This window comes from Scytonema sp. UIC 10036 (assembly GCF_009725235.1).
In genome coordinates, this window is sequence record NZ_WJFC01000008.1 from 1 (window position 1) to 19,213 (window position 19,213).

General features: G+C 41.0%; 24 protein-coding genes. 9 read left to right on the forward strand and 15 right to left on the reverse strand.

The window, feature by feature from the left end:
- A partial coding sequence (locus F7734_RS61730; protein ID WP_207714029.1) for a hypothetical protein occupies window positions 1–200 on the forward strand: 200 nt, incomplete at its 5' end.
- Here F7734_RS61730 and frr read toward each other — a convergent pair.
- From frr to F7734_RS05720, 10 genes are all read right to left on the reverse strand, one after another.
- Window positions 197–745: a ribosome recycling factor gene (gene frr, locus F7734_RS05675; protein ID WP_166481750.1), complete on the reverse strand. Its 549-nt coding sequence runs from the start codon at window positions 743–745 to the stop codon at window positions 197–199. The genes F7734_RS61730 and frr overlap by 4 nt on opposite strands.
- Window positions 732–1,460 (reverse strand): UMP kinase, encoded by a 729-nt coding sequence (gene pyrH, locus F7734_RS05680; protein ID WP_155743767.1) that lies wholly within the window; start codon window positions 1,458–1,460, stop codon window positions 732–734. The genes frr and pyrH overlap by 14 nt, the downstream gene beginning before the upstream one ends.
- A 68-nt stretch (window positions 1,461–1,528) precedes the next feature.
- On the reverse strand, window positions 1,529–2,080 hold the full coding sequence (locus F7734_RS05685) for a thioredoxin family protein (RefSeq protein ID WP_155743768.1): 552 nt from the start codon (window positions 2,078–2,080) through the stop codon (window positions 1,529–1,531).
- Between the two features lie 714 nt (window positions 2,081–2,794).
- Window positions 2,795–3,397, reverse strand: a complete 603-nt coding sequence (locus F7734_RS05690) for a hypothetical protein (protein ID WP_155743769.1) — start codon at window positions 3,395–3,397, stop codon at window positions 2,795–2,797.
- A gap of 29 nt (window positions 3,398–3,426) precedes the next feature.
- Window positions 3,427–4,452, reverse strand: coding sequence for a glucokinase (locus tag F7734_RS05695; protein WP_155743770.1), 1,026 nt, complete (start codon window positions 4,450–4,452; stop codon window positions 3,427–3,429).
- Window positions 4,453–4,592: 140 nt separating this feature from the next.
- Entirely contained in the window at window positions 4,593–5,273 is a 681-nt protein-coding gene (locus tag F7734_RS05700) for a histidine phosphatase family protein (RefSeq protein ID WP_155743771.1), read from the reverse strand.
- 460 nt (window positions 5,274–5,733) lie between these two features.
- Entirely contained in the window at window positions 5,734–6,405 is a 672-nt protein-coding gene (locus F7734_RS05705; RefSeq protein WP_155743772.1) for a hypothetical protein, read from the reverse strand.
- 161 nt (window positions 6,406–6,566) lie between these two features.
- On the reverse strand, window positions 6,567–7,238 hold the full coding sequence (locus tag F7734_RS05710; protein WP_155743773.1) for a hypothetical protein: 672 nt from the start codon (window positions 7,236–7,238) through the stop codon (window positions 6,567–6,569).
- Window positions 7,239–7,399: 161 nt separating this feature from the next.
- Window positions 7,400–8,071 carry a hypothetical protein gene (locus F7734_RS05715; RefSeq protein WP_155743773.1) on the reverse strand — a complete coding sequence of 224 codons (672 nt, stop codon included), beginning with the start codon at window positions 8,069–8,071 and terminating at the stop codon, window positions 7,400–7,402.
- Window positions 8,072–8,232: 161 nt separating this feature from the next.
- Window positions 8,233–8,904 (reverse strand): hypothetical protein, encoded by a 672-nt coding sequence (locus tag F7734_RS05720; RefSeq protein WP_155743774.1) that lies wholly within the window; start codon window positions 8,902–8,904, stop codon window positions 8,233–8,235.
- A gap of 575 nt (window positions 8,905–9,479) precedes the next feature.
- Between F7734_RS05720 and F7734_RS05725 the strand changes: the two genes are divergently transcribed.
- The 7 genes from F7734_RS05725 to arsS all read left to right on the forward strand — a co-directional run bounded on the left by F7734_RS05725 (window position 9,480) and on the right by arsS (window position 15,788).
- Window positions 9,480–10,589: an A/G-specific adenine glycosylase gene (locus F7734_RS05725; protein WP_155743775.1), complete on the forward strand. Its 1,110-nt coding sequence runs from the start codon at window positions 9,480–9,482 to the stop codon at window positions 10,587–10,589.
- Window positions 10,590–10,728: 139 nt separating this feature from the next.
- Entirely contained in the window at window positions 10,729–11,073 is a 345-nt protein-coding gene (locus F7734_RS05730; protein WP_155743776.1) for a type II toxin-antitoxin system RelE/ParE family toxin, read from the forward strand.
- Window positions 11,045–11,359 (forward strand): transcriptional regulator, encoded by a 315-nt coding sequence (locus F7734_RS05735; protein WP_155743777.1) that lies wholly within the window; start codon window positions 11,045–11,047, stop codon window positions 11,357–11,359. Before F7734_RS05730 ends, F7734_RS05735 begins: the two co-directional genes overlap by 29 nt.
- A 364-nt stretch (window positions 11,360–11,723) precedes the next feature.
- On the forward strand, window positions 11,724–12,083 hold the full coding sequence (locus F7734_RS05740; protein ID WP_155743778.1) for a hypothetical protein: 360 nt from the start codon (window positions 11,724–11,726) through the stop codon (window positions 12,081–12,083).
- A 608-nt stretch (window positions 12,084–12,691) separates the two neighbouring features.
- Window positions 12,692–12,979, forward strand: coding sequence for a Mo-dependent nitrogenase C-terminal domain-containing protein (locus tag F7734_RS05745; protein WP_155743779.1), 288 nt, complete (start codon window positions 12,692–12,694; stop codon window positions 12,977–12,979).
- Window positions 12,980–13,476: 497 nt separating this feature from the next.
- Window positions 13,477–14,445, forward strand: coding sequence for an arsenosugar biosynthesis arsenite methyltransferase ArsM (arsM, locus tag F7734_RS05750; RefSeq protein ID WP_155743780.1), 969 nt, complete (start codon window positions 13,477–13,479; stop codon window positions 14,443–14,445).
- Between the two features lie 356 nt (window positions 14,446–14,801).
- Entirely contained in the window at window positions 14,802–15,788 is a 987-nt protein-coding gene (gene arsS, locus F7734_RS05755; RefSeq protein WP_155743781.1) for an arsenosugar biosynthesis radical SAM (seleno)protein ArsS, read from the forward strand.
- A 700-nt stretch (window positions 15,789–16,488) separates the two neighbouring features.
- Here the strand turns inward: arsS and F7734_RS05760 are convergent.
- From F7734_RS05760 to F7734_RS05770, 3 genes are all read right to left on the reverse strand, one after another.
- Window positions 16,489–16,920: a type II toxin-antitoxin system VapC family toxin gene (locus F7734_RS05760; RefSeq protein ID WP_155743782.1), complete on the reverse strand. Its 432-nt coding sequence runs from the start codon at window positions 16,918–16,920 to the stop codon at window positions 16,489–16,491.
- The gene (locus tag F7734_RS05765) at window positions 16,917–17,195 is read right to left on the reverse strand and encodes a DUF2281 domain-containing protein (protein WP_155743783.1); all 279 of its coding nucleotides are present in this window, start codon (window positions 17,193–17,195) and stop codon (window positions 16,917–16,919) included. Before F7734_RS05765 ends, F7734_RS05760 begins: the two co-directional genes overlap by 4 nt.
- Before the next feature lie 266 nt (window positions 17,196–17,461).
- Entirely contained in the window at window positions 17,462–17,605 is a 144-nt protein-coding gene (locus F7734_RS05770) for a hypothetical protein (protein ID WP_155743784.1), read from the reverse strand.
- 458 nt (window positions 17,606–18,063) lie between these two features.
- Between F7734_RS05770 and F7734_RS05775 the strand changes: the two genes are divergently transcribed.
- Window positions 18,064–18,603: a tetratricopeptide repeat protein gene (locus tag F7734_RS05775; protein WP_155743785.1), complete on the forward strand. Its 540-nt coding sequence runs from the start codon at window positions 18,064–18,066 to the stop codon at window positions 18,601–18,603.
- On the opposite strand, the gene F7734_RS05780 is transcribed toward F7734_RS05775, so the two are convergent.
- Entirely contained in the window at window positions 18,572–18,718 is a 147-nt protein-coding gene (locus tag F7734_RS05780) for a type II toxin-antitoxin system prevent-host-death family antitoxin (RefSeq protein ID WP_155743786.1), read from the reverse strand. The two genes, F7734_RS05775 and F7734_RS05780, sit on opposite strands and share 32 nt — an antisense overlap.
- Before the next feature lie 267 nt (window positions 18,719–18,985).
- Entirely contained in the window at window positions 18,986–19,171 is a 186-nt protein-coding gene (locus F7734_RS05785) for a hypothetical protein (RefSeq protein WP_155743787.1), read from the reverse strand.
- Window positions 19,172–19,213: the final 42 nt, after the last annotated feature.

Sequence of the window (19,213 nt, forward strand, 5' to 3'; positions counted from 1 at the left end):
GGTTGGGGGTTAGGGATTGGGGATCGAAGACTGGTAACTGGGAATTGGGAATTGAGAATTGGGCAAAAGGGCATTGTAAGTATTTCTTCCTTGTCTCCCTTGTCTCCCTTGTCTTCCTTATTCCCAATTCCCAGTCCCCAGTCACCTGTCCCCAGTCGCCAGTGCCTGAAGTTGATGCACCCAATCAGGTGTCTTTTTAGACAGTTGTAATGTCTTTTTCTTTCTCTGCCAGCAAGTCATTGATTCTGGCTGTGTATTTATCTGTCAACTTTTGCAGCTTATCTTGCTGATCGCGTGCTTCATCCTCAGAGATTTCCGCGGCTTTTTCCAGTTTGCGAATTGTATCTAAGGCATCACGGCGGATGTTACGAATTCCAACGCGTCCTTCTTCAGCATACTTGGCAGCGAGTTTCACGAGTTCTTTGCGGCGATCGCTAGTCAATGGTGGAATATTTAGCCTAATTAAGGCACCGTCGTTATTGGGGGTTAAACCCACATCCGACATAGAAATTGCCTTTTCTATAGAGTTTAAAGTATTCCGCTCGTAAGGCTGAATTAAGATGGTTGAAGAATCTGGCGTGCTGATGTTTGCCAGTGATTTTAGGGCAGTTGGCGAACCGTAGTAATCTACCATTATTTTGTCCAATATACTCGCATTGGCGCGACCAGTGCGAATGGTATTAAAATTCCGTTGAGTCGCCTCTACGGTTTTTTGCATCGTACTCTCAGCTTCAGCTAATTTCACATGAACCTCCCACAAGCGTGCCTATGGATTCTCCCATGACTGCTCTGCGGATATTTCCCCGCACAGTTAAGTCAAATACAAGAATAGGGATATTATTCTCTTTACACAAGGCTATCGCAGTCGTGTCCATTACCCGCAAATCTTTTGCTAAAACGTATCCATATGTCAGAGTATTATACCGTTTAGCATTGGGGTATATGTGGGGATCTGCATCGTAAATACCATCTACTTTAGTCGCTTTGAAAATCACGTCGGCTTCAATTTCTGCTGCTCTGAGTGCCGCTGTGGTATCGGTCGTGAAAAAGGGATTGCCCGAACCCGCACCAAAAATAACCACTCGCCCCTTTTCTAGATGACGAATGGCGCGACGGCGAATATATGGTTCTGCTACTTCCTGCATGGAAATTGCGGTTTGTACCCGTGTTTGAATTCCAATGCGTTCGAGTGAGTCCTGCAACGTCATGGCATTCATTACCGTGGCAATCATCCCGATGTAGTCAGCGGTTGCTCTATCCATTCCCGCTGACGCCGCTTTGACTCCACGAAAAATATTTCCGCCTCCAACGACGATCGCGACTTGAACGCCAGTTGCGGCTACCTCTGCTACTTCTTCAGCTATTTCTTTTACCACTTCCGGATCGATTCCATAGCCCAGGTTGCCCATGAGGGCTTCACCACTTAGTTTAAGCAAAACCCGTCGGTAATGTGTTCCCATGAAGTTACGTTTTGTCCAAAATTGAAAATACCTCCAATTTAAGATAACAATACAGTGTCACTCTGTCTCTAGTTACCTATTACTAAAGAGGTACCATTAGGTTCTGTTTCTGTCAAAAGAATTTCCTCTCCTCTTAACAAACAGGCGATCGCTTGCTTGAGGTAGTGCTGCTCCACTAATTCCGGATTTTGGGGATTATCGTCTATTTGTCCTTTATAGCGAACAACACCCTCAGAATTTATCAGAAACGCCATTGGTGTTGTACTAGTCCCAAAACTGCGAGTTACCTCTTGAGTCGGGTCCCACAAGTAGGGAAAGTTTAAAACATACGCTTTGGCAAAAGCCTGCATTTGTTCAAAAGTTTCTGATGGTTCTGTTGTAAGATCGCTACCATTCATGCCAATGAGTGTAAAACCTTGGGAATCAAATTCGGCTTGAATGTTTTTCAATCTTTCTACATACAAGTCAACATAAGGACAGTGGTTAGACATTGAAATGACGCATACTGCACGGAACTTTTCCAGATATTTGCTAAGATGGTGTACCTGACCATCAATTCCTGGTAGTTCAAAATCTGGTGCGTAGCTCCCCACAGGAGTACTAATTTCTGTTATAGTCATCTTCATTAAGCCGAACTGTACTAGTAATAATACAATCTGAGTTTTTATTCAGCGTCCGTTTCCAGCTGCAAACCACCCTCGCGGATGCAATACACCTAAAATACGCGGGAGCGTGGTAACTCCGAAATATGAGACTCAATTCATTTAATTCCTTGAGTCTCATCTGCTATTTATATCGGGATCAACGTGAACACGACCTAATTTATTAGGCGTGATGTGGTATGCTTTTATTAGTAGCTTTTGAGTTACATAGATGGCGACATCTAAGAACTTGCGTTGACGCTACATTGTATTTGTCCGACTTCCACGGCTGAAAGTGCTGGGATATTACTGTTTGGACAAGAAATCAGGAGAGTTTTCATGTGCTGTGGGGCGGAGCCGCTCCCGTGGTCGGTATGAAGGCGTTGACGTAAACTGCGAGTTGAGTAGGCTAGTCCGAAAGCCCGTGTCCCTGGTAGAGCGGCAGAGCGGTTTGACCCATAGCTAGAAAAGTATGACCAGATAGTCAACTTGTGCAAACAAGTTCGGACAGCAAGTTATACCCAACTTCTAGCCTGAATCCGCTAAATTCTATTTAGCGGTGTTGGCTCAATTAATTATTTTATATACTAGTTTTGCAGCAGTAAATTGTGAAACTACTGAAATAATTGCGAAAAAGCTAATGGCTAATGGCTAATTGTTGATTGAACTATTAGCCATTAGCCATTAGCCAAATTACTTTTTCAAGACCACTTGAAAAGAGTTTAAGTAACCTGTAATGGAACCACCGATGGTTTTTTGCTGTTTTTTGGTAGTGATTACCATAACCTGGTACAAACGACCTTCGGCAAAATACATCCGATTCCTCGTAATTTTCCCTCCTGAATTAACGTACTCGATTTCTCTACCGGGATGACCGTTTGAACTGCGAATATCCAACTGAGCGATCAAATTACTTTGAGTTGTTTTTAAAGCCATTTGCTGGGCATCATCCAACACTTCTTGAGCTGATGCCATTTGACCGTAGTTATCGGGAAAATCATTATAAGCAACAAGATAAGCCACTTCTTGGTTGGGAGGTTGAGCCACAAAGACTTGCAGTTGAATCTCGCCCATGTGAGTTTTTTGAGTTTGAGACTCAATTCTTGGCATACCGGGCATCAAGACTGTAAAGCGTCCATCTGGAGACGTGAACACTTTCCATTGTGACTTTACTGGTTGAGCAGCGACTGGTCTAGTTTGAGAAAGAGAGCGTTTGGATGGGCTGGCTTCAACTGCGGCAGATGCACTAAATAGAAAAGTGGCTGTCAAGAGTGACAGCAAACTTCTGTTTGTCATAGTTTTTACTTTAAACAATGCTGCTGATGTTATAACCTAGTTGCAGCAATAGCAGCACCTATTAATCCCACTTCTTGGTTAAGAATGATATGTACGGGAATATCTTCAAGTAAACTACGCATTCTACCTTTCTGGGTGAAGTTCAACATGAACTTGTCTTCTTGTATGAGGGGCAGTATTTTGGGAGCTATGCCACCTGCAACGTATAAACCACCGTAAGGCAGAAGTTTTAGGGCTAAATTACCAGCTTCTGCGCCATATGCCCCTACAAATAACTCTATTGTTTGTTCTGAAAGTCTATCGGTTTTCTGTAGTGCGGCTTTACCAATAACAGCACCCGGATCGACACTTTTCTCCTGCTTGCCTGCCTCTTGTTCCCAAGTTCTCACAATCTGAGCAATTTCCGGTGATTCAGCAATGGTTTTGCGATCGCGTAAAAATTGGTAAATAGCTACAATTCCCAATCCAGAAACAACGCGTTCTACAGAAACACGCTGGATATCATGTTTATCCAATAGATATTTTAACAGTTGAAACTCTAACTCAGTACGGGGAGCAAAATCCGCATGACCCCCCTCTGAAGGAAAAATTTGATAACTGGAACCATGCTTAATTAAAAATCCTTGTCCCAAACCAGTGCCAGCGCCAATAATGGCTATAGGAGCATTAATGTTGGGTTTACCTGGTTGTAAAGTGAGGATATCTTGTGCATTTAAACCCAAGACACCATAGCCAACAGCGGCAAAGTCGTTAATTAGACTCGCTTGGGCAATACCCAGTTCTTCTTGTAATCGTTTGGTATCCAGGAACCAAGCTAAGTTGGTCAGCTTAGCTGTATTGTTCACGACAGGGCCTGCGATCGCAAAACAAGCTTTTTCTGGTAAAGATGCACCCGAGTTTTTCAGAAACTGCTGTACCATCGGCACCAAATCGGGAAAATCCCCACTGCGGTGTCGTTCCTCATAAACATTGTGTAAAAGCAGTTGCTCTGATACCTCAACCAACCGCAAAATAGTTTTCGTGCCGCCGATATCTCCTGCCAATAGTAATGTCATAGCGATGTTAGGGGTTAGGGGTTAGTGGTTAGTAGGGGCGCAATGCAAGAGCGCCCGTACAGTGGTTAGTGGGAAAACTACTAAATACTACCTCTTTGCATCCATCTGATACCAGACTTGAAGTCAACTACCTTTTTTGGTCACTGTTTACTGGTGACTGGTAACCGTTCACTAACATCAAACCGGATGACCTCTTCTATTTCTGTTAAATGAGAAGTATCTCCCTTAAGTTCTAGTAACCACTCCGGTTCTTGACGCACAATCTTTACTAAGCTACACAACGAAGCCTTCACTTCTGTGCTGGCAATTTCACCAACTAAACCTATTGCTGCTCCCAGTACAGATGCACCATGTCCTACTAAGAGAATATCCTGTGGAGAGAATTCTACAGTCAAACATCTAGCAGTTTGCCCCGAACGTTCCAGCATTTGTGCGCGAGTTTCGGGGTACTTAGCAGCTATTTGGGGAGTGTAACTTGTGTCAATTCTGGGAAATAACTCTGCTAATGCTGGTGTTGAGAGTCTTTTTGGTTCTTCCGTCATCCAAGCTGCATTATGCCATTCACTCAAACCCGTTTCTAGCTTTATGGGTAAATCGAGAACTTCTGCTACAGCATTTGCTGTTTGTACCGTCCGTAAAAAGGGAGAAGCAAAAATATGGGCAATCTTTTCTCCTTTAAGACGGTTAGCCAGTTGCTGCGCTTGTACAAAACCGTCTTCCGACAGTGGTGGATCGTAGCGTCGTTCTGCAGTTAGAAACCAATCAGGGTTAACAAAATCGAGACGGTTAGCATGTCTTGCTATCCAGACTATCTGACTCATGGGATAATTTTATACGTTCATTACGGGCTTAAAGATGGGACAATGCCCATTAAACCCGTATTCGCGGGCTATCAACTCAATCATACAATTTTTTTAACTTTTTTTAATGTTTTCCTGACTTTACCAAAGTATGTTCATGGCAGTGATACCATATATGCCGGATTAAAGTAGGTTGGGTTGAGGAACGAAACCCAACATTTACAGACATTTGTTGGGTTTCTCCAAGGGGAAATCCCAATTACAATTTCCTTATTTGACCAGTATTGAAAGTGATACCATATACGCCGGATTAAAGTCTTTTGAACCAAGTTTCTAAAGCAATACTTAAAATCGTACTTATAGAATTTGATTCTTCTATTTTTCCTATAGTTTTTAGATAATATCCAATATTCATCGTTAGTTTGTTTCTTGTAAAATTTTTTGTAGGATTTTAGATTTTTTCAGAGAAAAAATAGGGGACTTAAGCCACGGCGACAACCATATACGGAAATTTCTCTGCAAGTAACAAGACTGCCTCTTCGATGACTTTACGTCGTGGCTTGCTATTTTGTTTGCTAAGTTGTTCGACAATCAAACCTGCTTTTTCAGATATTCTGGGAGGTTGGTATTCTCTACCACCACCCACATACCTCCATGGCGTTGGTTCTGTTTTTAGTTGATTCTCCTTATATTTCTTGGTTTCCACTTGAATATCTTTCTGGGAAACTTCACAATTGCAAGCTTTTTCCAGTATCGACTCGATAACCTCAATCGGCGTCCTTCCGGTAGCTAATTTGTAGAGTGCTGATGGCGAGAGGTTGCGATGGATGCGCTCGAGTTGCTTGGTGGTAAAATTGCCAAGTATGGGGGCGAGCTTTAATAACTGGTTGGCAATGCCTGATGTCCATCCTAGACATTCCGCTAGAGCCTGTTCATACTGTTTGGGCTTAAGTTTTTCTTTCAGGAACAGCAACAATTGTCCAATTTTGGCGGCTCCTAGTAATATGGAGGGGTTTGTGTAACTTATCTCCCTTTTGACTTCTTCTACCAAGTTTTTCCCCAGTTTAGCTAGTCTACGGAGGAGATCTTGAACTTCTTGAGCGACTGTTTCTGAAAAATTCCCACCAGGAGCTGTTTCGGGCGCTTTAGTCATGCTAAGATTACTCCAGAATTAATTTAGATTAAGTTTTTGACAGGAAGTGCTCTTGACCAACATGAGCGCTTCCTCGTTTACTTATAATACAGTAATCTGGAAATGTTTCTTGTAAAATTTTCTGTAGGGTTTTAGATTTTGTCAGAGAAAAAATAGGGGACTTAAGCCACGGCGACAACTACCTGCGGAAATTTCTCTGCGAACAACAAAACTGCCTCTTCGATGACTTTACGTCGCGGCTTGCTATTTTGTTTGCTGAGTTGTTCGACAATCAAACCCGCTTTTTCAGATATTCTAGGGGGTCGATATTCTCTACCACCGCCTACATACCTCCATGGCGTTGGTTCTTTTTTCGGTTGATTCTCCTTATATTTCTTGGTTTCAACTTGAATATCTTTCTGGGAAACTTCACAACTGCAAGCTTTTTCCAGTATCGACTTGATAACCTCAATCGGCGTCCTTCCGGTGGCTAATTTGTAGAGTGCTGATGGCGAGAGGTTGCGATGGATGCGCTCGAGTTGCTTGGTGGTAAAATTGCCAAGTATGGGGGCGAGCTTTAATAACTGGTTGGCAATGCCTGATGTCCATCCTAGACATTCCGCTAGAGCCTGTTCATACTGTTTGGGCTTAAGTTTTTCTTTCAGGAACAGCAACAATTGTCCAATTTTGGCGGCTCCTAGTAATATGGAGGGGTTTGTGTAACTTATCTCCCTTTTGACTTCTTCTACCAAGTTTTTCCCCAGTTTAGCTAGTCTACGGAGGAGATCTTGAACTTCTTGAGCGACTGTTTCTGAAAAATTCCCACCAGGAGCTGTTTCGGGCGCTTTAGTCATGCTAAGATTACTCCAGAATTAATTTAGATTAAGTTTTTGACAGGAAGTGCTCTTGACCAACATGAGCGCTTCCTCGTTTACTTATAATACAGTAATCTGGAAATGTTTCTTGTAAAATTTTCTGTAGGGTTTTAGATTTTGTCAGAGAAAAAATAGGGGACTTAAGCCACGGCGACAACTACCTGCGGAAATTTCTCTGCGAACAACAAAACTGCCTCTTCGATGACTTTACGTCGCGGCTTGCTATTTTGTTTGCTGAGTTGTTCGACAATCAAACCCGCTTTTTCAGATATTCTAGGGGGTCGATATTCTCTACCACCGCCTACATACCTCCATGGCGTTGGTTCTTTTTTCGGTTGATTCTCCTTATATTTCTTGGTTTCAACTTGAATATCTTTCTGGGAAACTTCACAACTGCAAGCTTTTTCCAGTATCGACTTGATAACCTCAATCGGCGTCCTTCCGGTGGCTAATTTGTAGAGTGCTGATGGCGAGAGGTTGCGATGGATGCGCTCGAGTTGCTTGGTGGTAAAATTGCCAAGTATGGGGGCGAGCTTTAATAACTGGTTGGCAATGCCTGATGTCCATCCTAGACATTCCGCTAGAGCCTGTTCATACTGTTTGGGCTTAAGTTTTTCTTTCAGGAACAGCAACAATTGTCCAATTTTGGCGGCTCCTAGTAATATGGAGGGGTTTGTGTAACTTATCTCCCTTTTGACTTCTTCTACCAAGTTTTTCCCCAGTTTAGCTAGTCTACGGAGGAGATCTTGAACTTCTTGAGCGACTGTTTCTGAAAAATTCCCACCAGGAGCTGTTTCGGGCGCTTTAGTCATGCTAAGATTACTCCAGAATTAATTTAGATTAAGTTTTTGACAGGAAGTGCTCTTGACCAACATGAGCGCTTCCTCGTTTACTTATAATACAGTAATCTGGAAATGTTTCTTGTAAAATTTTCTGTAGGGTTTTAGATTTTGTCAGAGAAAAAATAGGGGACTTAAGCCACGGCGACAACTACCTGCGGAAATTTCTCTGCGAACAACAAAACTGCCTCTTCGATGACTTTACGTCGCGGCTTGCTATTTTGTTTGCTGAGTTGTTCGACAATCAAACCCGCTTTTTCAGATATTCTAGGGGGTCGATATTCTCTACCACCGCCTACATACCTCCATGGCGTTGGTTCTTTTTTCGGTTGATTCTCCTTATATTTCTTGGTTTCAACTTGAATATCTTTCTGGGAAACTTCACAACTGCAAGCTTTTTCCAGTATCGACTTGATAACCTCAATCGGCGTCCTTCCGGTGGCTAATTTGTAGAGTGCTGATGGCGAGAGGTTGCGATGGATGCGCTCGAGTTGCTTGGTGGTAAAATTGCCAAGTATGGGGGCGAGCTTTAATAACTGGTTGGCAATGCCTGATGTCCATCCTAGACATTCCGCTAGAGCCTGTTCATACTGTTTGGGCTTAAGTTTTTCTTTCAGGAACAGCAACAATTGTCCAATTTTGGCGGCTCCTAGTAATATGGAGGGGTTTGTGTAACTTATCTCCCTTTTGACTTCTTCTATCAAGTTTTTCCCCAGTTTAGCTAATCTACGGAGGAGATCTTGAACTTCTTGGGCGACTGTTTCTGAAAAATTCCCACCAGGAGCTGTTTCGGGCGCTTTAGTCATGCTAAGATTACTCCAGAAGTTTTATTTATTGATTTTTTTCGAGGAAGTGCTCTTGAGGAACATGAGCGCTTCCTCGTTTACTTATAATACAATAATCCGGAAATTTTTTTGGGAAAATTTTCCGCAATATTTTAAGTTTTCCGAAAAAAACAGTGATTTTACAGGCATTACACCAGTGCGAGTGCTGTCTGCGGTGAAACCGAAGGCTGATAGCGTCACACTGTCAATACCTAAGATTTTCTAAGACTCACTCTACTAGCGCATCTAGGCTAATTTTTTGCTGAGTTGTTAGGGGAAACCACATAGCTGTCTTCTCGTGGAGGAAACGCGACACGAGCAAATTTATTTGCCGTGACAAAATCTTGGGAACTTGTAGCATAATTAACCCGTCTTCTGTTCTGTAATATTTTAAATTTCCTCGGAGAAAAAATACTGCCTCTACAGGCGTGACTTAATACGGCTGTACTCCCGTAGGCAGTTAGCTTATCGCCATTGCGTTCCAAGATTTTCCAAAAATAAATTATCCTCAAATTTGAGATGGGAGTCCTTCATCAATGAGGTAGCTTGATTTTTTTATGGATGAATCTCAGAACTCAAATCAATACGCTGAGGAACTCTTAGCTTGGTATGACAAACACCACAGACCCTTGCCTTGGCGTCAGAATATCAATATTTATCACACTTGGGTCTGCGAGGTTATGAGTCAACAAACCACTCTAGCTGTTGTTATTCCCAAATTTTCAGAATTTGTCAAGCAACTCCCTACTGTTTACGACCTTGCAACCTGTAATGAGGACACGCTACGGCAACTGTGGTCGGGTCTGGGTTATTATGCTCGTGCTCGTAACTTAAAAAAAGGAGCAGTGTTTATTGTTGAACACCTTGAAGGTCGTTTTCCTCAGTCATATAACGAGTGGCTGAAAATTCCTGGTTGTGGTCTGTATACAGCAGCTGTAATTGCAAGCGTTTGTTTTCATGAAAAAGTTGCTTGTGTTGATGGCAATGTTACACGCGTTGTTAGTCGTTTGCTTGCTTTATCTAAAGATGTATGGAGTTCTTCCGGTCAATCAGTTATTCGAGATTTTGCCAATAGCACAATCTCTGCTGAACGACCTGGTGATTTTAATCAGGCAATGATGGAGTTGGGTGCAACTGTTTGTCGTAAAACGAAACCGCTGTGTTTGTTATGTCCGTTGCGATCGCAGTGTTTGGCTAGTCAAAGGAATTGTACTGAACTTTGTCCTCCTCAGAAACCCAGACGAGATGCAGTAGATGTAGAATTATTTGCTTTGATTATTTGGAGAAAGTCAACTGATACAATCATTTTTATAGAAAGAACAAAAGGATTTTTAGCCAATACTGTTGGTTTTCCATTGATGAGCGAAATTGAAGTGTTAGAAGTCAAAACCACTTTGAAATCTCTCGCACAACTTCAACTTGTGGAATTACCTGGCACATTTGCTCACAATATCACCCATCACCGGATTTCAGGAAAAGCTCTAGTTGTGAGGGTCTTAGAAGATTCAAAGAGCGCTGCTATGGAAGATTTGTGCCAAAAACTTGGTTTGCCACAACCTTTTTACTGGGTTGAAAATCAGGCGATCGCAACAAAACTTTCTACGTCCTTAGACAAAAAAATTTTCAAACTTTTTCAAATCAAGCAGAACTATAGCAATCCTATTTGAGATCCAAACAAGGGAGACTTGGAAGACTTGGAGGACAAGGAAGACTTGGAAGAGGTGTTTGTAAATCATTTAGGATTGCTATAGAACGATATTTGTTAGAATTTAGTAGAAATTAATTCATGATGCGTTTAATCAAATAATGGAAGCCCACACAAGGGAGATTCGACGTTACATGACAGCAGATGGCAAAATTCCCTTTGCCGAATGGTTTGATGGTTTGCGTGATAATAAAGCCATATCTAAAATCAATAGTAGGATTAAGCGAGTTACTTTAGGTAACCTCGGAGACTACCGTTCTGTAGGAGAAGGAGTCTGTGAACTTAAAATTGATTGCGGTCCTGGTTATCGCGTCTATTTTGGGCAAATTGGAATAACTATCATACTTTTACTGTGTGGTGGAGATAAAAGCACTCAAGCAGAGGATGTTCGTAAGGCTAAGGAGTATTGGGAAGATTATGAAAAACGTGAAAACGCCTACCAGTGATAGTTGGTCAGATGCACTTATTCAATCTCTAAAAAATCCGGAAAGGGCTGTCGGTTATATTGAGGCTGTCTTGGAAGAAAAAAATCCTGAACCCGAACTACTCAGTTCAGCACTTAAAGACGTTATTGCTGCGCGTTTGCTCTGCGATAACCTTTCTGAAGAAGCCAAACAACACTTTGAGAAACTAGATACAATTCTTTCAGAAACAGGAGGTACAGAAATTTATACTCTAGTTGAATTTTTAGATGCATTAGGTTTCCGGATTGCGATTATACCTAAAGATTAATTATCTTGGGATTATTACTATTGATAAATAGTGTTGAAGGATAAGTTTGCTCAGATCTCCGAGTTGAGAGGGAACGTCGGGGATCTAGCAGCCCCTCAAATTTAATGTGGTAGACTACTAGTAGCTAGAGCTAAAGCCCCTTACATAAGGCTTTTGAGTGACAATGGCCATCCTAAATAGAAAGTCGCAAATACAGTACAGCAAGGTTAATGGTATAATGAAACGTTCTCAGCTTGCTTTCAGTTAAATTTCACAAAATTTATTGACTTTTTAGCTTTTTCCCATTACTTCATCAGATGAGCCTCAGTTAGCAGTTGCATTCTATAAATTGTCAGCGATGGAACAGAAGTTTCCAGAGGTCAATATGATGAAACGCCTATTTGTTGGTAGCTTGTCTTTCTTACTATTTTGCTCTGCTGCTAGTAGCGCCCATGCTCAAACACCTGCTGCTACTGCACCTTCTCAACAAACAATGGTAAATGCAACTTCAATTCGCAGCTTTACACCCTTTCAACTTGTCCACTTTGCTTATAGAGGATCGCTCGGACAGCAAGGTATTCCGGGATATAGTCTGCTGCTGTCTGAGTTGAGGTTGGGTAAAGCTAGTGCTGAATCTTTGGTTAAAGCTGGTATTACTGCGGGTAGAGTTTCACCTGATGCTTTGAGCGATCGCAGGTATTTAAACGCTGTAGCTAACCAACTTCAACTTTTAGAAGCGATCTAAATCAGTGACCAGTGACCAGTGACCAGTGACCAGTGAGTTCATCCTCTGTACTGGAAAGTAGGGGATTTGAATCATAAATCAATTTCTTTTGTTCCACAAATTAATGGTGTAAGCACTGTATAGGTGACTGGTCATTATGAAAATGGCTGCAATGGAAACAAACCCATAAATGCGCGAAAGCCTACTCATAAAGTACGGTTTTCCGCAATAGTTTCTACTAATTTTTACTGAATTGTAAAGTTAATATTAAGTTGTTGGCAATAATACAAACGTTGAGTAAAGTTTAACGGCTTAGGCAAGTAGAGTGCTCGATACTAAGGGATTTTAGAAGAATTTAGACTTTTGTTCGACACCTAAATAATTCTGGCTTCTTGGAGTAGCAAGGCTGTTGAGGTTCTTCTGATACATAGGATTTGAGCGCAACAAAAATATCTGGAGAACGATCCGGAATCCCGCCATCTAGGTTTGTAGTAAAGAGTGTTCCAGTATAAAGAGTGGAACAAAATTGCATAAGAACCCAAACTCAAACCTATATAAGTAATAGAGAAGGGTTAAAACCCAACCAACAAAACACTAACTTAAAAATCTACATCTAATGGTGAGTAATTATGACTAGCTTCTCTCAAATCCAACCAAAACAAGACCTTCTTTCTCCCGTTCGTCAATGGTTAGATTCCATAGAAATTCATAATGCCAAACTAGCTCATTTCTTGTGTAAGCTTATTCCTGCTCAGTGTCCGTTTGAGCGTGATATTACATTGTTTGGTCGCAAACTGTTTCATATTCCTCCAATGTGCAAGCTAAATCCTGTTTATGAGGAAGTTGTTTATTTGCGTTTCCGCGCTCTCTGCTATCTTGCAGACGTATGCGGTGAAGACGTAACTGCTTACTGCTAATAGTTTATTCCCATTGACACAGCCTTCGCATTGAAAGCCATACAGTTGTCTTCCGTTAATCCTCCGACATATCGCATCCCGGCTGCAGCCACAAATTATCAATAGTAACCTGACCGTAGTAGTCCCTATACGCACCGATTTGATTTCATTAACAGCTTGCCATTACGCTCCTCCACGATAAGTTTCACCACGGCAAGTCACAGCCCGCTTTTAGATGATTTTGTAGAAAAGTTGGGTTGACAAAGTTTAGATAAGATATTTACTCATAAGAGTTTCGTTTTTAAACAACGCGCAAATTGTACGTTTGCGGCTTGGTATATAGTATTCTTGATTAATTGGCTTTCAGATGCCCGACTTCTTGAAGAAGTCGGGCATGTGAGTGAGTTAAAAGCAACATAACTGTGTGTAGCAGAATACATTTAACCGTTACATCCATTTGCAATCCCTTGCCAAAGTTAATCGCTAAACTAAAAACGGTGGATACCTTTAGGAATGTGATGAGTTACCTCGAAACAGCAGCGCAGTTTTACAGTAAAGTTGCTCAAGAACCAGAAGTTGGGCTTTGTTGCGTACAGAGTACACCCCTACAATTACCAGGACTAAAAATTCCTCGCTGTATGCAGGAAATGAACTATGGTTGTGGGACTACGGTTCACCCCACCGAACTAGGCAATCAACCTACCGTGCTCTATGTTGGAGTTGGTGGCGGCTTGGAAGCTTTACAATTTGCCTACTTTTCGCGCCGTCCTAGTGGTGTTATTGCCGTCGATCCCGTTGTACAAATGCGGGAAGCGGCTGCACGGAATTTAGAAATTGCTACTCAAGAAAACTCCTGGTTTGACACCAGCTTTGTAGAAATTAAAGAAGGCGATGCCTTTAACTTACCCATTGCCGACAGTTCAGTTGATATCGTCGCGCAAAATTGCCTTTTCAATATTTTTGAACCAGAAGATTTAACTCGTGCTTTGCAAGAGGCATACCGGGTATTGAAACCGGGCGGTAGATTGCAGATGAGCGATCCCATTGCAACTCGTCCCATTCCGCAACACTTACAAAAAGATGAGCGCTTGCGAGCAATGTGTTTATCGGGCGCACTCACTTATGAAGAGTACATTCAACGCATTATCAATGTAGGCTTTGGACAAATAGAAATTCGCGCCCGCCGTCCCTACCGATTGCTAACTTCTGATACTTACAACTTAAAAGAGAACCTTCTTTTAGAAAGTTTAGATTCTGTAGCTTTTAAAGTTTCTATTCCTGAAGATGGGGCTTGTGTTTTTACGGGTAAAACAGCAATCTATGCTGGAGCAGAACCATTTTTTGATGACGGTGCAGGTCATCTTCTTCAAAAAGGAATACCTGCAGTAGTTTGTGATAAAACTGCTGCAAAATTGGCTAAATCTATGCCAGATAAAATCACGATTACTGATTCAACTTGGCACTATAGCGGTGGTGGTTGTTGTTAATCGTTTTTGGAGTTATGGCAATCCTGTTGGATTTATAAAATTTTGATTCAGGCGGTAATTTTTCATCTTTTTCCTCTGTGCCTCTACGGTTCAAAAGTCATTTATTGAACCGCAGAGACGCAGAGTACGCAGAGGTAATATCAAGTTTGGGTGATGAATTATTATAAAATTTATCAACGTAGGTTGGGTTGAGGAACGAAACCCAACATTTTGTAGAGTTTGTTGGGTTTCGCAAAGCCTCAACCCAACCTACAAATATTATAAGCGTTTAACCGAACATGATATAAGAGGTGAGTAATTGTAACTTTAGCTTTTAGCCTGATTTTGCAGCAAGCCTTAATTATGGAATAACTTTAATGATACAAACAACCGTAACACCTTTCAAACAGAAACTGACTTCAGCTTTAACAAAAGAAGAAATTTCTGTTTTGCAAATCAATTTGGGAAAGCGCTGCAATCTAGCGTGTAACCATTGCCATGTAGAAGCAGGACCAAAACGCACAGAAGAACTTTCTCCAGAAATTTGCGAACAGTTAATTGAATTGATTCAGAGATTTCCTCAGATTCAGATTGTTGATTTAACTGGTGGCGCACCAGAAATGAATTATGGATTTAAGCCACTCGTAGAAGCAGCAAGAGCAAATGATAAGCAGGTTATTGTTCGATCTAACTTGACCATTTATTTTGAAAATGGGTTTGGGGACTTGCCAGAATACTTTGCCCAACACAAAGTTCGAGTTGTTGCTTCTTTACCTTGCTACCTAGAAGACAATGTAGATAAAATGCGGGGTGCAGGTGTATATAATGGTTCAATCAAAGCACTTCAGTGGCTGAATCAACTTGGTTATGGAAAAGAACCCGACCTCATTTTGGATTTGGTGTTTAATCCTCAAATGCCTACAGGGGAAAAATTTTCCCTAACCCCAGATCAAGTGAAACTGGAAAGAAGTTACAAAGAGTTTTTACAGGAACACTTTGGTATTGTTTTTAACAATCTGTTCACCATTAGCAATCTACCTGTTGGGAGAACAAAACTCTATTTGGAACGGCAAAAACTCTATACTCCTTATCTACGGTTTCTGGAATCAAATTTCAATTCCAGTACAGTTGAACATCTGATGTGCCGAGATGAGCTTTCTATCGATTATCTTGGTAACGTGTACGATTGCGACTTCCATCAAATGATGAATTTACCAGCCAAAAATCGTCATGGGGAGAACCTGACAGTAGCTAAATTGCTGGAAGTTGGTAGTTTGGATGCGATCGCCGAAGTCCAAACTGCTCATTATTGCTATGGGTGTACGGCTGGTTGCGGTTCTAGTTGTGGCGGGACTTTGGTGTAAAGACTTTCAGTCTATCACCACTAAGGACAAATTTATCTGTTACCAAAATTGTTACAAGCGATCTGCTAATGCTGGTCTGAGCTTATGATGATACATAGTTAAGTCTCCTCACACTATACAGAAACCGTGGTGCTCATTTCAGCCACCACGGTTTTTTATTTTTTAAAAGCCATTGGTAATCACCTAACCAGTGACCAGTGACCAGTGACCAGTGACCTTTAAAAGTAAGTTCTGTAAATACCGAACAAAAATTTTCGTTACCAAAATTGTTACAAGCGTGTTTCTACGGTTAGTAGCGATTATTATGATAAGTAGTTAAGCTCCTCACACTACACCAAAAGCCGTGAAACATTGTGTTTCGCGGTTTTTACTTATGATATACAGTGACTAATTCGCAGTGCAAAACTGGAAAAGCCGAACACTAGTACTAGTATAAAAAGAAAAGCGTACTTCTAGACCTTGTAAGCAGACTGCCAAATCTGCTTAGCTGGGCAATTTTCTAGTTTTATCATTTGAACCATCGTTAACTGAGCATCGCTGGGTCATTTTTCATGTCTTAGTCTAAAGTTCAGTAATGAGGTATGTCAATTAAATGTGGGGGATTGTGACAGAGAAACTAGGACACTAAGGATTTTGGGAAGGGGAGTGGTACAAAGTCTCAGGTGATTGATTTGGGAGAGGAAACGGTAGCAGCTATCTCTCAATGGTTGGAGTGTAGACCCCAATTCTCAATCATCAAACCATCAAAATCTTGAAAATCTGTCACATTATTTGTTACTAAAATCAAATCATTCGTAACTGCAATAGAGGCAATTTGACCATCAATAAAAGCAGGACTTTTACCAACCTTAGATAACCTTGCTCTCTCCTGAGCGTGATATTGTGCCGCTTTGAGATTATAATCAAATAAAGGCAGTTGTGCTAAAATAACATTGTTTATATAATCTTCTATATCTTGACGTTTTTTAGACAGAGGAAGACGTAAACAACCATATAACAACTCATGGATAACTACGGTAGCTGTGGCTGTTTCTTGTCTATATAATTTTAGCTTTTCCATTACCTTCTCATTTGGTCGAGGGCGTTTAGCCTCCGATAAAATGTTAATATCTAGTAAATACTTGAGACTCATAAATTAACTTCTCTCCCTGGAGACTTATCCCGTAAATTTTCAAAAGTATCATCATCAATACTTTCTAAATCTGCCCTTTGTCTGAAATCTTGTAAAGCTGACCAAAAATCATTAATTTCTTGAGTTTTTGTTAAAAATTCTTGCTTATCAGATATAGCAAGTCTTTTTTTTGCTGATAATTTATATTTGAGAAATTGAATAAAATCTAAAACCTCTTGTTGTTTATCTGTGGGTAGTTCTCGGAAGTTTTCTAAAACTGTTTGTTCAAGAGTCATAGTTTTCCCTCTACTGCTAACTTCTACTACTAAGATACAATTCTATTATCAACTGAATCAGAACCCCATTCAATACTACAAGGGCTGAGATATAAATTCCAAAACATATAGGTTGGGTTGAGGAACGAAACCCAACATCTAAAAGCATTTGTTGGGTTTCGCTGTCGCTCAACCCAACCTACTAAAATTCTCAGCCCTTGCAGTATTGGAACCCGATTTATTTAATTATATATAAATACCCAGTTATAATATATTTGTCAATTATATTAAGACATCAGTAAATCATCAGCAGAATCACTGAGTGGAATACTTTTGGTACTGCGGTCAGTTTCTACCTTCTCACCTTTGAAGTGGTACTTCCTGGGAATTTTTATTTCCTTCTGTTGGGAGTGAACTACTTGGTAAATCATCAAGTGGCTCACTTACAATCAGCGTGTTTTCACTTCTACGCAATGAAACCAAGTTCTCATCGCCGTCTGGCTCTGTTGTCGGTTTAAAAGGTAGCTCATCAAGAGTCAGCTGGGTTTCACTTGAGATTAAGCCTAATTTCCCATCAAGCCTTACTGGTGACTCACTTAATGGCTCATCAAATGAGCCACAAAAAAGTAAGCCTCAAGAATTGCCACAATCGCTGCGGAATCTGACTTAAACCCTCGCTCACGCCTAAATTCTACTAGACGCAAGTAGACTCGTTGCAGTGGGTAGTAATGTATTATTTACTAACCTAGTTTTGTGTGGAATGTAGATATAGGGCGATAGCTTGTCGTTTAAAATACATAACCTCTGAGAAAACACTGTAATTTTCCGGAATAAAGGATACTGGTGTTGAATTACTATAACAAAAGTGCGCTCTCTCACGCCCATACCCATGAACGAACAGCGTCAGCAAGCATCTTTCAATCCAGAGACAAAAGTAGATTTGCGATGTCTCAGTGAGGAGGAGTTACAAGCATATTTCCAATTCTTGATGGAGCTACGACAAGCAACCTTAGAAAGTAGGGGCGACAAGCAGGTAGTTCACTCCTTGTTGGCAAGGAATACAGACAAACTTGATGGAGTGTTACCAGAAATATTGCGTCAGTGGGGGACTAATACACTGGGGGAAGCCCAAGCAGATGAGGTGAAATATCTCGCAGCAGGTATTGTCGAATTGAGCACTCTGATAGCACAATTCCCCTTAGGTAACAAAGCTAGCAATATGGAAATTACCATTACTGGCTATGAAGTCGCTCTGACAGTCTATACTCAGCAGGCTTTTCCTTATCAATGGGCAACAACACAATATAATCTCGGTGTTGCTTACATTGACAGAATCAGAGGAGAGCAATCTGAGAATTTAGAGCGGGCGATCGCTTGTTACCAAGAAGCTTTGAAAGTTAGAACTTTTGACGTTTTTCCTTATGAATGAGTGCAGCTATCACAGGTTTACCATGCTTAGTAATAATTACGGGTTCATCCTTCAACTCATCTGGCAAATCTAGTAGTTGTCGTCGAGCTTCTGTAATCGTTAAATACTTTGGCATATCAAAAAATGTACATTAAAGTGTACATTTAATATAGCGTTGTAGCGATCGCTCGTTTCCTCTTCCTTGGCATCGACACAACTTACTACCTCTATTCTCGTCTTCCATCTGCGTCCATTTGCGTTCATCAGCGGTTCAAATCAAAATAACCAAGCACACCTAGATAACACGGAAGGCAGGTAGCCCCGAAGCATGAACATCAAGAAATTAGATGAATTGATGTTCATGCGTTATTTATATCGGGGCGGAATGCCGACACGAGCAGATTTATCTGCCGTGACATTCTCTTAATTTTTGCTCCACATATTCACTACAACTTAATTGATTCTTAGTGGCTTCTTCTTTTATTAAATCCCAAATCTCTATCGTCAACCATAAATTTTTTTGTTTTTTAAGTGAGCTATGTAAAACTGGTTGATTTTTTATTCTTTTTAGCCCTTTTCCTGTTGACATCTTTAGAACCGCGATTTATACTAAGTAAAGTTTAGCAAAACA

What these genes read in the sequence shown, in the direction of transcription:
- arsS (WP_155743781.1), top strand. Translation starts at nt 14,802, where the DNA reads ATGATACAAACAACCGTAACACCTTTCAAACAGAAACTGACTTCAGCT.
- F7734_RS05785 (WP_155743787.1), bottom strand. Translation starts at nt 19,171, where the DNA reads ATGTCAACAGGAAAAGGGCTAAAAAGAATAAAAAATCAACCAGTTTTA.
- pyrH (WP_155743767.1), bottom strand. Translation starts at nt 1,460, where the DNA reads ATGGGAACACATTACCGACGGGTTTTGCTTAAACTAAGTGGTGAAGCC.
- F7734_RS05765 (WP_155743783.1), bottom strand. Translation starts at nt 17,195, where the DNA reads ATGACTCTTGAACAAACAGTTTTAGAAAACTTCCGAGAACTACCCACA.
- arsM (WP_155743780.1), top strand. Translation starts at nt 13,477, where the DNA reads ATGAGTTACCTCGAAACAGCAGCGCAGTTTTACAGTAAAGTTGCTCAA.
- F7734_RS05740 (WP_155743778.1), top strand. Translation starts at nt 11,724, where the DNA reads ATGATGAAACGCCTATTTGTTGGTAGCTTGTCTTTCTTACTATTTTGC.
- F7734_RS05735 (WP_155743777.1), top strand. Translation starts at nt 11,045, where the DNA reads ATGAAAAACGTGAAAACGCCTACCAGTGATAGTTGGTCAGATGCACTT.
- F7734_RS05700 (WP_155743771.1), bottom strand. Translation starts at nt 5,273, where the DNA reads ATGAGTCAGATAGTCTGGATAGCAAGACATGCTAACCGTCTCGATTTT.
- F7734_RS05745 (WP_155743779.1), top strand. Translation starts at nt 12,692, where the DNA reads ATGACTAGCTTCTCTCAAATCCAACCAAAACAAGACCTTCTTTCTCCC.
- F7734_RS05690 (WP_155743769.1), bottom strand. Translation starts at nt 3,397, where the DNA reads ATGACAAACAGAAGTTTGCTGTCACTCTTGACAGCCACTTTTCTATTT.
- F7734_RS05730 (WP_155743776.1), top strand. Translation starts at nt 10,729, where the DNA reads ATGGAAGCCCACACAAGGGAGATTCGACGTTACATGACAGCAGATGGC.
- F7734_RS05695 (WP_155743770.1), bottom strand. Translation starts at nt 4,452, where the DNA reads ATGACATTACTATTGGCAGGAGATATCGGCGGCACGAAAACTATTTTG.
- F7734_RS05685 (WP_155743768.1), bottom strand. Translation starts at nt 2,080, where the DNA reads ATGACTATAACAGAAATTAGTACTCCTGTGGGGAGCTACGCACCAGAT.
- F7734_RS05720 (WP_155743774.1), bottom strand. Translation starts at nt 8,904, where the DNA reads ATGACTAAAGCGCCCGAAACAGCTCCTGGTGGGAATTTTTCAGAAACA.
- F7734_RS05760 (WP_155743782.1), bottom strand. Translation starts at nt 16,920, where the DNA reads ATGAGTCTCAAGTATTTACTAGATATTAACATTTTATCGGAGGCTAAA.
- F7734_RS05705 (WP_155743772.1), bottom strand. Translation starts at nt 6,405, where the DNA reads ATGACTAAAGCGCCCGAAACAGCTCCTGGTGGGAATTTTTCAGAAACA.
- F7734_RS05710 (WP_155743773.1), bottom strand. Translation starts at nt 7,238, where the DNA reads ATGACTAAAGCGCCCGAAACAGCTCCTGGTGGGAATTTTTCAGAAACA.
- F7734_RS05770 (WP_155743784.1), bottom strand. Translation starts at nt 17,605, where the DNA reads ATGATTTACCAAGTAGTTCACTCCCAACAGAAGGAAATAAAAATTCCC.
- F7734_RS05725 (WP_155743775.1), top strand. Translation starts at nt 9,480, where the DNA reads ATGGATGAATCTCAGAACTCAAATCAATACGCTGAGGAACTCTTAGCT.
- F7734_RS05715 (WP_155743773.1), bottom strand. Translation starts at nt 8,071, where the DNA reads ATGACTAAAGCGCCCGAAACAGCTCCTGGTGGGAATTTTTCAGAAACA.
- F7734_RS05775 (WP_155743785.1), top strand. Translation starts at nt 18,064, where the DNA reads ATGAACGAACAGCGTCAGCAAGCATCTTTCAATCCAGAGACAAAAGTA.
- F7734_RS05780 (WP_155743786.1), bottom strand. Translation starts at nt 18,718, where the DNA reads ATGCCAAAGTATTTAACGATTACAGAAGCTCGACGACAACTACTAGAT.